Source organism: Paraburkholderia solisilvae, from assembly GCF_902859875.1.
GTDB lineage: Bacteria > Pseudomonadota > Gammaproteobacteria > Burkholderiales > Burkholderiaceae > Paraburkholderia > Paraburkholderia solisilvae.
Genome location: NZ_CADIKF010000005.1, coordinates 14,858 through 28,535, shown reverse-complemented (window position 1 = coordinate 28,535; position 13,678 = coordinate 14,858). Strand labels below are relative to the sequence as shown.

Annotated in this window: 10 protein-coding genes; 4 read left to right on the top strand and 6 right to left on the bottom strand. The window is 64.7% G+C overall.

Annotated features, from left to right (window positions below; all coding sequences use genetic code 11):
• The first annotated feature begins 86 nt into the window (after positions 1–86).
• The 3 genes from HV675_RS04925 (at position 87) to flhC (ending at position 2,526) form a co-directional block, all read left to right on the top strand.
• Positions 87–956: a helix-turn-helix domain-containing protein gene (locus tag HV675_RS04925; RefSeq protein ID WP_446687007.1), complete on the top strand. Its 870-nt coding sequence runs from the start codon at positions 87–89 to the stop codon at positions 954–956.
• 588 nt (positions 957–1,544) lie between these two features.
• Positions 1,545–1,865: a flagellar transcriptional regulator FlhD gene (gene flhD / locus HV675_RS04920; protein ID WP_175109667.1), complete on the top strand. Its 321-nt coding sequence runs from the start codon at positions 1,545–1,547 to the stop codon at positions 1,863–1,865.
• A gap of 16 nt (positions 1,866–1,881) precedes the next feature.
• Complete coding sequence (flhC, locus tag HV675_RS04915; RefSeq protein WP_175109666.1) at positions 1,882–2,526, top strand: flagellar transcriptional regulator FlhC; 645 nt, start codon at positions 1,882–1,884, stop codon at positions 2,524–2,526.
• 56 nt (positions 2,527–2,582) lie between these two features.
• Here flhC and HV675_RS04910 read toward each other — a convergent pair whose 3' ends face one another.
• The 6 genes from HV675_RS04910 to HV675_RS04885 form a co-directional block, all read right to left on the bottom strand.
• Complete coding sequence (locus tag HV675_RS04910; protein WP_175109665.1) at positions 2,583–3,905, bottom strand: Nramp family divalent metal transporter; 1,323 nt, start codon at positions 3,903–3,905, stop codon at positions 2,583–2,585.
• 62 nt (positions 3,906–3,967) lie between these two features.
• The gene (locus HV675_RS04905; RefSeq protein ID WP_175109664.1) at positions 3,968–5,161 is read right to left on the bottom strand and encodes an acyl-CoA dehydrogenase family protein; all 1,194 of its coding nucleotides are present in this window, start codon (positions 5,159–5,161) and stop codon (positions 3,968–3,970) included.
• Positions 5,162–5,441: 280 nt separating this feature from the next.
• Positions 5,442–6,971 carry an efflux transporter outer membrane subunit gene (locus tag HV675_RS04900; RefSeq protein ID WP_175109663.1) on the bottom strand — a complete coding sequence of 510 codons (1,530 nt, stop codon included), beginning with the start codon at positions 6,969–6,971 and terminating at the stop codon, positions 5,442–5,444.
• A 22-nt stretch (positions 6,972–6,993) separates the two neighbouring features.
• Positions 6,994–10,179 carry an efflux RND transporter permease subunit gene (locus HV675_RS04895; protein WP_175109662.1) on the bottom strand — a complete coding sequence of 1,062 codons (3,186 nt, stop codon included), beginning with the start codon at positions 10,177–10,179 and terminating at the stop codon, positions 6,994–6,996.
• A gap of 55 nt (positions 10,180–10,234) precedes the next feature.
• Positions 10,235–11,458, bottom strand: coding sequence for an efflux RND transporter periplasmic adaptor subunit (locus HV675_RS04890; RefSeq protein WP_175109661.1), 1,224 nt, complete (start codon positions 11,456–11,458; stop codon positions 10,235–10,237).
• A gap of 36 nt (positions 11,459–11,494) precedes the next feature.
• A complete protein-coding gene (locus HV675_RS04885) occupies positions 11,495–12,388 on the bottom strand; it encodes an alpha/beta hydrolase (protein WP_175109660.1) in 894 nt (297 codons plus the stop codon).
• Positions 12,389–12,612: 224 nt separating this feature from the next.
• Here HV675_RS04885 and HV675_RS04880 point away from each other — a divergent pair, with 224 nt between their 5' ends.
• Positions 12,613–13,617 carry a LysR family transcriptional regulator gene (locus HV675_RS04880; protein ID WP_175109659.1) on the top strand — a complete coding sequence of 335 codons (1,005 nt, stop codon included), beginning with the start codon at positions 12,613–12,615 and terminating at the stop codon, positions 13,615–13,617.
• The last annotated feature ends 61 nt before the right edge of the window (positions 13,618–13,678 follow it).

Sequence of the window (13,678 nt, the reverse complement as noted above, 5' to 3'; positions counted from 1 at the left end):
GTGAAGCGCGGCGTCCCGGCACGCGGCCCCGCTCCTTTACGTTGGAGGTAATGGATTGCGGACCTGCATTGGCTATCATCGCTGACATGGACACACATACGATCCCCGCGAGCGGGCGCGCCACGCCGCTCAACCGCCCGGTCGGCGACCTGCTGCGCGAATGGCGGCAGCGCCGGCGCATGAGCCAGTTGCTGCTCGCATCCGAAGCGGACATCTCCACGCGGCATTTGAGCTTTGTCGAATCGGGCCGCGCCACGCCGAGCCGCGAAATGGTCATGCATCTGGCCGAACGGCTCGACGTGCCGCTGCGCGCACGCAATGCGCTGCTGATCGCGGCGGGCTACGCGCCGCTCTTTCGCGAACGGCCGCTGACGGATCCGCAACTGAGCGCCGCGCGCGAAGCGGTCGAGCGGGTGTTGAAGGGACACGAGCCCTATCCGGCCGTCGCAATCGACCGGCACTGGACGATCGTCGCGATGAACAACGCACTCGCGCCGCTGATCGCGCCGGCTCAGCCCGCGCTGCTCACGCCTCCGGTCAATGCGTTGCGGCTGAGCCTCCATCCGGACGGGATGGCGCCATCGATCGTCAATTGGCATACGTGGCGCGCGCATCTGCTGGCGCGGTTGCAACGGCAAATCGAAGTCAGCGGGGACGCCACGCTCGCGGCGCTGCATGACGAACTGGCCGGCTACCCGGCTCCCGCCGGCGCGCAACACGCGTCGCCCGACGACGCCGCGCCGCTCGATCAGATCGCGGTGCCGCTGCGGCTCGATACGCCGCACGGCGTGCTGTCCTTCTTCAGCACGACAACGGTGTTCGGCACGCCAGTCGATGTCACGTTGTCGGAACTCGCCATCGAAGCCTTTTTCCCCGCCGATCAGCACACGGCCGACACGTTGCGCCGGCTCGCCCCCACCCGGCCCGCGGCGAGCGACGCTCACCTGCAGGCTTGAGCCGCCCCGGGCGCGGCCGATTTACACGCTTTTTTGAGACTTCGGCCATCGCCTGCAGCGCAACGAACGCTGTCCGGCCAACAAGTTACAAATGGCCGCCTGGCTGTTACATCCATTGCGCATAAGCGTTACAAAATGCGAATTCCAGGCCAGCACGGGAATTCCCGCATTTTTTACCGCGAAGTCAATTGCTTGCTTTTTGCTTTCTAAAAAGAATTGACCACCGCGACGCTCGCAACGCGTCCTCGCCGAGGGTCGGTAAATTCCTCCAAGACCCTTATCCAGCAAGGCTCTCAGTAAATCTTCAGGAGCCCGATTTTCATCACCCCATGAGTATTACGCCATTGTGAAAAACTTACCGGAATTGCGTGGAGTTTATGAGACATTTTTTTGAGAAAACGATTGCTTTCCGCAAAAGCTCTTCATACAATTCGCTCCAAGCTGTTACTAAGTGTAACGACCTGTATCAAAGAGTCGCCAGTTGTTTCAGAGCGACCGAGCGACCGGAGCCAAACGTTTCCGGCGACTCAATAGACCATAACGGCATACGAATGCCGGCAAACAATCGGGGCTTCGGGAAACGAAAAAATGGACCGTAGCAGCGAGACGCTGGATTCAATCCGCGAAATCAACCTGTCGTACATCATGCTCGCGCAACGTATGTTGCGCGAGGACAAGCCGGTCGGGATGTTCCGCCTGGGTCTGTCGTCGGAATTGGCCGAATTGCTGGCCGGTCTGTCTCTCGCGCAGATCGTCAAGCTGGCCTCTTCCGACCAGCTTTTATGCTTTTTCCGCTTCAACGATCACACGATGCTGTCGGCGTTGACGCAAACGGCGAAGAACGCGGAAGTCGCTTCGACGCACGCGGCGATTCTGCTTGCCGGCCAGCCCGCAGAGCAGTTTGCCTGACGGACGAGGGACTGCAATGCTCAAGCGAAGCCTGACTGAAGACGCGCAAGAAGTCTTTCGCGCGATCGCGCTGATTGAACTCGGCGCGCGCATGCAAGTGCTGGAAAGCGAATTGACGCTGTCGCGCGACCGCATGATCCGGTTGTATCGCGAGGTGAAGGGCGCGTCGCCGCCGAAAGGGATGCTGCCGTTCTCGGCAGACTGGTACATGACGTGGCTCGCGAACATTCATGCGTCGCTGTTCTACAACACGTACCTGTTTCTGAAGAACGAGGCACGCTGCTCGCACCTGGACGCGTTGACGAAAGGCTACCGGTTGTATCTCGAGCATTGCCGTCACGCTGAATCGGAGCCCGTACTCGATCTGACGCGCGCCTGGACGCTCGTGCGCTTCTTTGACGCCGACATTCTGCAACTCACGCGCTGCTGCCGTTGCAGCGGCAAGTTCGTCGCGCACAAGCACGATCTGCAGCACAACGTGGTGTGCGGCGCCTGCCAGCCGCCGTCGCGTGCGGGCAAGACGAAGAAGGCGGCGGCCGCCAAGCTCGAAGTGCGTGCCTGCGAGGCTGCGCCCGCTCCGGTGCCGACTGTCGTGCCCGCGGTGCTCATCGCGGCAGTCGAAGCCGGGCTGAAACGTACGGCGGCTCGAGCCGCCGCCTGAGCCAGTCTTTCCCCTGCCGGTCCAGTACCGGTGCGCGCTCGCGCACCGGTGTCGTCTCACCCCACCACCGCCTGCACCACCAGCCAGATATTCGCGACGCTGATCGCGACGAACAGCGCCCATGCGAGCACGCGCGTCGGCAGCCGGTTCGCGAACTCGCCCATCAACGCCCGGTCGTCCGTCATGCGGATCAGCGGATACAGCGCGAACGGCAATTGCAGGCTCAGCACGACCTGGCTTGCGACCAGCAATTCGCCCACCGCGCCGTTGCCGAGCAGTTGAATGCCGATCAGCGCGGGAATCAGCGCCAGCGCGCGCGTGATCAGGCGGCGCTGCCAGCATGGGATGTTGAGGTCGAGAAAGCCCTCCATGATCACCTGGCCGGCCACCGTGCCGGTGAACGTCGAGCTCTGGCCGGACGCCAGCAAGGTCACCGCGAACAGAACCGCCGCGACGCTCGTGCCGACGATCGGCGCGAGCAGCTTGTACGCGTCCTCGATTTCGGTCACCTGCGTGTGGCCGGTCGCATGAAACGCGGCGGCGGCGAGCAGCAGAATCGCCGCGTTGATCAGCAGCGCGAGCAGCAGCGCGACAATCGTGTCGATGCGCGACATCGAGATCGCCGAGCCGATGTCCCGCGCATTGCGCTTCACCGCGCGCGTCTGCACGACCGACGAATGCAGATACAGGTTGTGCGGCATCACCGTCGCGCCGAGAATGCCGATCGCCAGATACAGCGGCTCACGGCCCGACACCGCCTGCAGCGACGGCACCAGACCGTGCGCCACGGCCGACCAGTCCGGTTTCACCAGCACGAGTTCGACGACATAGCCCGCGCCTATGGTCGCGATCAGGCCGAGCATGATCGCCTCGAGGTCGCGAAATTTCTTGCCCTGCAGGCCGAGGACGATCAGCGTATCGAGCGCGGTGAGCAGCACGCCGGCGGTCAGCGACATCTTGAACAGCAGGTGAAACGCAAGCGCGCCGCCGAGCACTTCGGCGAGGTCGCACGCGATGATCGACAGTTCGGCGAGCAGCCACTGGAAGCGCGCCACGCCCGGCGAATAGCGGGCGCGCGACAGTTGCGCGAGATCCTTGCCGGTGACAATGCCGAGCCGCATGCTCAGACACTGCAGCACCATCGCCGCAACGCTCGACAGCACGACGACGAACAGCAGGTTATAGCCGTAACGCGAGCCGGCTTCGATATCGGTCGCCCAATTGCCGGGGTCCATATAACCGATCGACACCAGCAGGCCGGGGCCCGCGAACTGCAAGAGACGTTTCCAGAACGGCGCGCCGGGGTTGACGGCAACGGAGCCCTGCACTTCGGCTGGGCAAAACGGCGCGGTCGCCGTAGTCGGTAGTTTGAACTGCAAGCCGGTGACCCTCGAGTTGATAAAGCCGGGCTGCACTGCGAGGCCGCGCGCCGCTGACTCCCTCAAGTGTACAAAGAAACGTCCGGCAATGTCCCTTCGAGCGCGTACCGTCCGATGTCGCGAATGCGGTAATCGAGCGGATCGTGCAGCGTGTGCACGCGCGCGTTGCGCCAGAAACGATCGAGCGCGTGCGGTGCGCCCGTCGCGCGTGCGCCGCACGCGTCGAACAACGCTTCGCTCACGTCGAGCGCGGCGCGATGCGCGAGCACCTTCGCTTCGGACGTGGCGAGCGCAACCTGTGCGCGTTCCTGCGCGTCGAGCGCGAAGCCTTTTTGCCATGCGCCGTCGAGCGCATCGGCCGCGCGATCGGCCAGCGCCTGCGCACCGATCGCCTTCAGACGCATCTCGCCGAAGCGCTGCAGTTGATATGGGTCGTCGGCCGCGCGCGTCACGCCCGACGTGATCCACGGTCGTCCGTACTGCGTCACATAGCGGCGCGCTTCGTCGAGCGCGCCCTGTGCGATACCGACGAACAGATTGGTCAACACGAGTTGCGACACGAGCGTGCGCAGCGTGGCGCGCGGCGCCTCCGAACGGTGCAGCACCTCGTGCGGCTCGAGCCGTACGGCGTCGAACGACACGCTGCCGCTATCGGTCTGGCGTTGGCCGATCGGATCCCAGTCGTCGTGGACCGTGATGCCCGCGCGCGCGGTTGGCACGACTCCGAATACCGGCTGGTTGGCGAGCGGATCGTGCGCGGACACGGTCATCATCTGCGAGCCGCGCGTGCCGGAGCAGAAGCCTTTCGCGCCGTCGAGCCGGTAGCCGCCGCCGGCCATTGCGGTCGCAACGAGACGCGTATCGAGCGGATTGACCGCGTTGCCCCACCACCAGCGCTGATCGACCGTGCCGCCCAGATAGCGGGAACGCTGCTCGTCGCGGCCCCAGACATCGACGCTCACGACCTGCAGACACTGAAAACCGAGCAGGTGCGCCAACGCGCTGTCGACGGTCGCGATTGCTCGAATCGTCTGGTAGATATCGCGCCAGCGTGCGCCGACGCCGCCGAATTCGCACGGCACCGCAAGCGTCAACAAGCCTGCATCGGCGATCCATTGTTTTTCGCGGGCCGCGTGACCGCCGGCGCGGTCGCGTTCGGCGGCGCTTGCGCGCAATGCGGTAATGAGGGTGGTCAGGTCGTGCACCGGCGCGCTCGCTTCGGGTTCGCGTTCGGCCGGCTTGCGCAAGTCGTTCATGCGTTCTCCGTCGACATCCGTGCCGAAAGCGGCACAAGTGCCGACAGTGTAGCGGCATCGTGGATTGCGAAGCACGCTGTCGCCACAGCGCGTGCGCTTGCGGCAAGCCAGTCCGTGCGGGACCGGCCAATCCCTATCTCCGCGGGACGTGCGGCGTCCGCCGTTACTGTCGGATCGACGCTAACGCGGACATTGACGCCGTCGCGGCGCCGATGCCCACGTCTGCGCATCTCGCGATGCGCGCGGGTCTCGCCGGCTTACCCGGCGAGACCCGCGATGGTCACTGCTTCGCGACCTCTTGCGTGCCGCCGTTCATCCCGACCGCGTTCGCGTTGTCGGCTTTCATGTCGCCCCAGCCGCCGCCGAGCGCGCGGATCAGATTCACCGTCGCCACGGCCTGCACGCCGGTCAGCTGACTCGCCTGCAACTGCGTCTGCAGCACCTGACGTTCCGCGTCGATCACATCGAGATACGCAATCTGCCCTTCCTGATACTGCGTAGTGGACAGATGCGCGGAGCGTTGCGACGCATTCACCGCATCGTTCTCCTGCTGGATCTGATCGTCGAGCAGACGCAGGTCCGACAGGTTGTCCTCGACTTCGCGGAACGCCTGCAGCACCTGCTGACGATACTGCGCGACATCTTCGTCGAACTTCCCGCGCGCCTGTTCGACACCGGCACGGCGTCGGCCGCCGTCGAAGATCGGTACGGTCAGCGCGGTGCCGGCGAACGGCCCGAGCAGGAAGGCGCGGCTCGACCAGTGGAACAGGTCCGCCAGCGTGCCCGCCTCGAAACCGCCCGCCGCCGTGATATCGAGCTTCGGGAAATACGCGGACTTCGCGAGACCGACCCGCGCATTCGCCGCGGCTGCCGCGCGTTCGGCCGCCGCGATATCCGGACGGCGCTCGAGCAGCACGGACGGCAAGCCGGCCGGCACGCGTGCGGTAACGGGCACGAGCGGCGTCGCGGGGAACGAGAAGTCGGCGGGCGCCTTGCCGAGCAGAATGGCGAGGCTGTGTTCGGACGTCGCGCGCTGGCGCGCGACGCCGACTGCGTCCGCACGCGCGGTCGCCAGCTCGTTTTTCGCTCGCGACAGATCGAGCTCGCTGATCTCGCCTTCGCTGAAGCGCCGCTGAACCAGCTTCAGCGAATCCTCGCGCAACGCGACGGTGCGCCGGAACAGATCGACCTGCGTATCGAACTCGCGCAACTGGAAGTAGTTCTGCGCGACATCCGCCTGCAAGGCGAGCTGCACCGAGCGGAACAGCGCCTCGCTCTGCTCCGCGTCCGCCTGTGCCGCATGCACGTTCGAGCTGACGCGCCCGAACAGATCCACTTCATACGAAGCGGTCGCCTGCGCGCGCCACAAGGTCTGCGCGGGCACGTTCGCGTCCGGCGGCAGGAACTGCGACGCCGGCGACAGACGCTGACGCGTCGGGCCGAAGCCGCCGTCGATTGTCGGGAACCAGTCGGAACGCGCGTTGCGCACCAGCGCGCGCGACTGCTGCACGCGGGCGGCAGCCGCTTTCAGATCCTGGTTCGCGTCGGCCGCCTGGTGCTCGAGATCGTCGAGCATCGGATCGTTGAAGATCTTCCACCACTCGCCGCGCTGGGCGGCTTCGGCCGGCTCGGCGGTTTTCCACGTGCCGGCATCTTTCGCGTCGGCCGCCGGCGCTTCCTTGAACGCAGTCGGCGTCGCCGCATCCGGCCGCTTGTAGGTCGGCTCGAGCGAGCAGGCCGCCAGCAGCGTCAGCAACAGCGCACTGGCTGCCGCGCGGGCGAGGCCGCGCATCGTTTGGTCTTTTTTCATGTTCTCGTCCTCAGTGCGCACATCAGGCATCGGTTGTCTGCGCAACCAGATGCGGCGCATCTTTCTGTGCCACGTGAATCGTGCCGCCCGCCATCCGGCGCAGCACCACATAGAACACCGGTGTCAGCATCAGGCCGAACAGCGTCACGCCGAGCATGCCGAAGAACACCGCGATGCCCATCGCGTGGCGCATTTCCGAACCCGCGCCGCTCGACACGACAAGCGGCACCACGCCCATGATGAACGCGATCGACGTCATCAGAATCGGGCGCAGCCGCAGCCGGCTGGCTTCGATCGCGGCCTCGAGCGGCGTGCGTCCGTCGTGTTCGAGCTCGCGCGCGAATTCGACGATCAGGATCGCGTTCTTCGATGCGAGGCCCACCAGCACCATCAGGCCGATCTGCGTGAAGATGTTGTTGTCGCCCTGCGTGAGCCACACACCCGTGAGCGCCGACAGCACGCTCATCGGCACGATCAGGATCACCGCGAGCGGCAGCGTCAGGCTCTCGTACAGCGCGGCGAGCACGAGGAACACGAGCAGCACGCTGATCGGGAACACCCACAGGCCCGCATTGCCGGCGAGAATCTGCTGATACGTGAGGTCGGTCCATTCGAGCTTCACGCCGCGCGGCAACACCTGCGCCGCGACGCGTTCGGCCGCCGCCTGCGCTTCACCCGACGAATAGCCGGGCGCCGGGCCGCCGTTGATGTCCGCCGCCGTGTAGCCGTTATAGCGAACCACCATCTCCGGCCCGAAGGTCGGCGTCACCTTGACGAGCGACGACAGCGGCACCATGTCGCCGTGCGCGTTGCGCGTCTTCAGTTGACCGATGTCGTCGGCATTCGCGCGGAACGGCGCATCGGCTTGCACGCGCACCTGGTAGACGCGCCCGAAGGTGTTGAAGTCGTTCACATACAGCGAGCCGAGATAGATCTGCATCGTCTCGAACACATCCGTCACCGCGACGCCGAGCTGCTTCGCCTTCACGCGGTCGAGGTCCACGTTCAACTGCGGCACGTTGATCTGATAGCTCGAGAACGTCGGGCCCAGCTCCGGCGTTTGCGCGGCCTTCTTCACAAACGCTTCAGCCGCGTCGTTCAGCGCCGCGTAGCCGACCGAACCGTGATCCTCGATCTGCATCTTGAAGCCGCCGAGCGTACCGAGGCCCAGCACCGGCGGCGGCGGGAACACGGCGACAAACGAGTCCTTGATCGCCGCGTACTTCTGGTTCAGCGCACCCGCGATGGCGCCGGCGGCGAGCGCCTTGCCCTTGCGCTGATCGAACGGCTTGAGCGTAACGAACACGATGCCCGCGCTCGAGCTGTTCGTGAAACCGTTCACCGACAGGCCCGGAAACGCGACCGCGCTTTCGACGCCCGGCTGCTTCAAGGCAATCGCGCTCATATCGCGAATCACCTTTTCGGTGCGATCGAGCGAAGCGCCATTGGGCAATTGCGCGAACGCGATCAGGTATTCCTTGTCCTGCGCCGGCACGAAACCGCCCGGCACCGCGCGATAGACGAGCGCCGTCAGCGCGAGCAGCACCGCGTAGACGACCAGCATTGCGCCCTTATGACGCAGCACGCCGGTCACCCCCTTGCCGTATGCGTCGGAACCGCGATGGAACACCTTGTTGAAGCGCCGGAAGAAGCCGCCGAGCACGCGGTTCATCGCACGCGTGAGCCAGTCTTCCTTATCGCCGTGGCCGCGCAGCAGCATCGCCGCCAGCGCCGGTGACAACGTCAGCGAGTTGAACGCGGAGATTACCGTCGAGATTGCGATGGTCATCGCGAACTGCTTGTAGAACTGGCCGGTCAGGCCCGTCATGAATGCAAGCGGCACGAACACGGCGACCAGCGTGAGCGCGATCGCGATAATCGGCCCGCTCACTTCCTGCATCGCCTTGTAGGTTGCCTCGCGCGCGGTGAGCCCACGCTCGATGTTCCGTTCGACGTTTTCGACCACCACGATCGCATCGTCAACCACGATACCGATCGCGAGCACCATGCCGAACAGCGACAGCGCGTTGATCGAGAAACCGAACGCGAGCAGCAGCGAGAACGTCCCGACGATCGACACCGGCACCGCGATCAGCGGAATGATCGACGCACGCCAGGTCTGCAGGAACACGATCACGACCACCACCACCAGCGCGATCGCTTCGAGCAGCGTGTGAATCACCGCTTCGATGCTCGAGCGCACGAACTGCGTCGGGTCATAGACGATCTTGTACTCGACGCCGGCCGGCATATCGGCGGCGAGTTCTTTCATCGCCTTGCGCACTTCATCGGAGATCTGCAGCGAGTTCGCACCCGGCGACTGGTTGATCGCAAGCGCGACCGCCGGCTTGTTGTCGAGCAGCGAACGCAGCCCGTATTCGGACGCCGCGAGCTCGACCCGCCCGATATCGTGCAGATACGTGACGGCCCCATCCGGCGCAGTCTTCACGACGATATCGGCGAATTCACTCTCGGTCTTGAGCCGCCCGCGCGCATTCACCAGCAGTTGCAGTTGCGTGCCCGGCACCGAAGGCGACGCGCCGACCACACCCGCCGCGACCTGAATGTTCTGCTCGCGAATCGCATTCACCACTTCGGTCGCGGTCAGGTTACGTTCGGCCACCTTGGTCGGATCGAGCCACACGCGCATCGCGTAGTCGCCCGCGCCCCACAGCTGCACCTCGCCGACGCCGCGAATCCGCTGCAGCCGGTCGCGCACGTTCAGCAACGCGTAGTTGCGCAGATACGTCATGTCGTAACGATCGTTCGGCGAGATCAGGTGCACGACCATGGTCAGCGTCGGCGAGCTCTTGATGGTCGTCACGCCCAGACGCTGCACGTCTTCCGGCAAACGCGGCAAGGCCTGGTTCACGCGGTTCTGCACAAGCTGCGTCGCGAGGTCCGGGTTGGTGCCGAGCGCGAACGTCACGGTGAGCGTCAGGTTGCCGTCGCTATTGGCCTGCGACTGCATGTACAACATGTTCTCGACGCCGTTGATCTGCTCTTCGAGCGGCGACGCCACAGCTTCGGCGATCACCTTCGGGTTCGCGCCGGGATATTGCGCTTTCACGACCACCGACGGCGGCACGACTTCCGGGTACTCGGAAATCGGCAGCTGAAACAGCGCGATCACGCCTGCCAGCAGAATCAGGACCGACAGCACACCCGCGAAGATGGGCCGGTCGATAAAAAACTTGGATATGTTCATGGGAGGCTCTGTGTGTTGAAGCGTTGGCGCACCGACGCGGTGCGCCGCGCGAGCATCACGAATTCTTCTGTGCGTTCGTGCGCGCCGGCTGGCCTTGCGCAACCGACGGATCTTTCGGATCGGCGTCGCCGGTCATCGGCACCATGTGGGCCTTCACCTGTTCGCCAGGACGCACACGCTGCGTGCCGTTCACGACGATCCGCTCGCCGTTCTGCAAGCCGGCCGTGATCACGCGCAGGTTGCCTTGCAGGTGACCGAGTTGCACTTCGCGATACGCGACATGGTCGTTCTTGTCGACGATCAGCACGAACTTCTTGTCCTGGTCGGTGCTGATCGCGGCATCGTCGATCAGCAACGCCGCATGCGGCGCGCTGCCGCCCACCTTCACGCGCGCATACAGGCCCGGCACCAGCGTGCCGTCGGCATTGTCGAAACGCGCGCGCACGCGGATCGTGCCGGACGATGTATCGAGACGGTTGTCGACCGAATCGATCACGCCCGAGCGCGAGTAGCCGGTTTCGTTCGCGAGGCCCAGTTCAACCGGCACCTTGCCGCTGTTCTTCACCTGGCTGATGTACTGCAGGTAGGTCTGCTCGTCCGCATCGAACGATGCGTAGATCGGCGAAACCGACACCAGCGTGGTCAGCGCCGGTGCGCCCGCACCCGCGCTGACCACGTTGCCGAGCGTGATTTCCGCGCGCGATACGCGGCCCGACACGGGCGCGGTGACCTTCGTGTAGCCGAGGTTGATCTGCGCCGCTTCCAGCGCGGCCTGCGCGGCCTTCACATTCGCGTCGGCCGAACGGGCGGCGTTCTGCTTCTCGTCGTAATCGCGTTTTGCGATGGCGTTGTCGCCGATCAGCCGTTGTGCCCGCTCCCAATCGGTTTGCGCGTAGAGGCGCTGCGCCTGCGCGGCGGCCACCTGCGCGGCCGTGCGGTCGACTTCCGCCTGATACGGACGCGGATCGATCACGAACAGCGTGTCGCCCTTCTTCACCAGCGCGCCGTCCTTGAAGTTCACCGCGACGATCGTGCCGGGCACCTGCGGGCGAATATCGACGCGGTCGATTGCTTCGAGGCGGCCCGAATACGATTGCCAGTCGGTGACGGTTTTCTGCAGCACGGCGGCAACGTCGACTTCGGTCAGCGGCGCGGCCGGCGCAGCCGATTCCGAGCGCGCGTCGACACGCATCGCGCCGATCGTGCCGAGCCCGGCGATAACGACGACTGCGATGGCCGCAACCGCTAGCCTGGAACGTTTGAGAGGAAACAATGACATGACGGACTCCCGTTAGATTGGTTGAAGTTGGTTTATTTATCGGGTTGTGCGCGGGGTAGTGCGCGGCGCGGTGCGCGAATCACGCTCGCCGCGTGCAGCAAAGCGGCAGCGCAGAAACCGCACCGCTTCCTGCAGCGCGGCGGGATGATCGGCGAGCGCCGCGTGCGACAGATTCGGAAAGCGCACCACCTGGGTCAGCACACCGGCGGCGATCAGGTTGCCGGCGTACTTCTCCGCTTCGACGTGCAGCACGTCGTTGCCCGCGGTCGCGATCAGCGTGTCGGGCAGGTTCGCGAGACGCACCGCCTCGAGCGGCGCCGCATACGGATGCATGCGCTGCGCCGCCTGCGGCAGGTACGCGCGGTAGCACGCCGCGCATTCGCTTGCGGTGATATCCGAGCCGAGCCGCGATTCGTCGCCGAGGCGCGTCAGGCTCGGATCGAGCATCGGTCCGAACAGCGCCTGCGCTTCAATACGCACATCGCCGCGATCGCGCGCCATGAACGCCAGACAATTCGCCAGTTGGCCGCCGGCGTCGTACCCCGCGACGCCGATCCGTTTCGTGTCCGCACCAAAAGCGCGCGCCCGCGTCTGCACCCATAGCACTGCGCGATGCGCGTCTTCCGGTGCGGCTGGAAACGGAAACTGCGGCGCCAGCGAATAGCCGACCGACACCACCAGCGCCGGCAAGTGTTCCGCAAAGAAGCGCGACGCAAAGTCGGCCTCCTGAAGCGATCCGCGCACGAAGCCGCCACCATGGAAGTACAGCAGGATCGGCAGACTGGACTTGCCGGTCAGCCGGTAAAGCCGCAACGTGATGTCCTGCGCGTACCCCTCGATGCTCACGTCGGTGACATCGAGCGACGTGCGACCGCCTGCCGGGCCGCTGCCCGGAGGAACCAGCGAGTGACGCGATTTGAATGCATCCATAGCGAACGGCGACAATGCGCGAAAGTAATCGAACGGGGCGAATTGTGCGTTCTGCAAACTTCCAAATAAATGCCTATAATCCGGCAACACAATTCGGTGCGCCTGAACAATAAGTCGTGTTGTTCACAGTGAGGCCTGCTTGAGGCCAGTTTGAGGCCTGTTTAATCGCAGGTTTGCCTGTCTCCGCCGCGCACCGCTTGCACCTAATCTTCCGGAGGTTTGCAATGGACCGACTCCAGGCCATGCAAGTGTTCACCCGGGTCGTCGACACGAACAGCTTCACGCGCGCAGCGGAAACGCTCGACCTGCCACGCGCATCGGTCACGACCATCATCCAGAACCTCGAGGCGTTTCTCGGCACGCGTCTGCTGCATCGGACCACGCGCCGGCTATCGCTGACGCCGGACGGCGCCGCCTACTACGAGCGGTGTGCGCGCATCCTCGCGGATGTCGAGGAAACCGAAGCGAGTTTCCAGCACGGCAGCAAGAAGCCGCATGGCAAGCTGCGCGTCGATATGCCCGGCTCGCTCGGACGGCTGCTCGTCATTCCGCAGTTGTGCGAATTCCACAAGCTCTACCCGGATATCGACCTGCAACTCGGTTTGACTGACCGGCCGGTCGATCTTCTGCAGGAAGGCGTCGATTGCGTGGTGCGCGTCGGTGCGTTGCAGGACTCGTCGCTGGTCGCGCGCCGCATTGGTCTGTTCGAAGGCGTGTCATGCGCGGCGCCGTCGTATCTCGAGCGCGCGGGCACACCGCAAACGCTCGAAGACCTCGAGCAACACCAGGCGGTCAATTACTTCTCGAGCCGCACGGGCCGCACATTCGATTGGGAGTTTCTCGTCGAAGGCAAGGAAGTCCCTGTGAAGATGAAGGGCATTGTGTCGGTCAACGATGCGGATGCGTACGTGACCTGCGGCCTCGAAGGCTTCGGCCTGATCCAGCCGCCGCTTTTCATGGTGCTGCCGCATCTGCGCTCGGGTCAGCTGGTCGAAGTGCTGCCCGACTACAAGCCACTGCCGATGCCGATCTCGGTCGTTTATCCGCACAGCAAGCATCTGTCGCAGAAGGTGCGTGTGTTCGTCGACTGGGTGGCCGAACTGTTCGATCGCTGTCCGCTGTTGAGCGGCCGGGGCAGCCTCGACAAGCCCTGCACAGCACGTACGTTCGAACAGCGCGAGAGTGCGCCCGCACTCGATACACCCGTCGTCGCCGAATGGGTCGCGTGATTTCCGTCTGATGAACAATCGCAGCGCGCGCTGCGATTGTTCCGCATTCGCGACAATTCAT

Excerpts from the sequence above, each read along its gene's own strand:
- HV675_RS04880 (WP_175109659.1), top strand. The coding sequence starts at position 12,613 with ATGGACCGACTCCAGGCCATGCAAGTGTTCACCCGGGTCGTCGACACG.
- HV675_RS04885 (WP_175109660.1), bottom strand. The coding sequence starts at position 12,388 with ATGGATGCATTCAAATCGCGTCACTCGCTGGTTCCTCCGGGCAGCGGC.
- HV675_RS04900 (WP_175109663.1), bottom strand. The coding sequence starts at position 6,971 with ATGAAAAAAGACCAAACGATGCGCGGCCTCGCCCGCGCGGCAGCCAGT.
- flhC (WP_175109666.1), top strand. The coding sequence starts at position 1,882 with ATGCTCAAGCGAAGCCTGACTGAAGACGCGCAAGAAGTCTTTCGCGCG.
- HV675_RS04925 (WP_446687007.1), top strand. The coding sequence starts at position 87 with ATGGACACACATACGATCCCCGCGAGCGGGCGCGCCACGCCGCTCAAC.
- HV675_RS04895 (WP_175109662.1), bottom strand. The coding sequence starts at position 10,179 with ATGAACATATCCAAGTTTTTTATCGACCGGCCCATCTTCGCGGGTGTG.
- HV675_RS04905 (WP_175109664.1), bottom strand. The coding sequence starts at position 5,161 with ATGAACGACTTGCGCAAGCCGGCCGAACGCGAACCCGAAGCGAGCGCG.
- flhD (WP_175109667.1), top strand. The coding sequence starts at position 1,545 with ATGGACCGTAGCAGCGAGACGCTGGATTCAATCCGCGAAATCAACCTG.
- HV675_RS04890 (WP_175109661.1), bottom strand. The coding sequence starts at position 11,458 with ATGTCATTGTTTCCTCTCAAACGTTCCAGGCTAGCGGTTGCGGCCATC.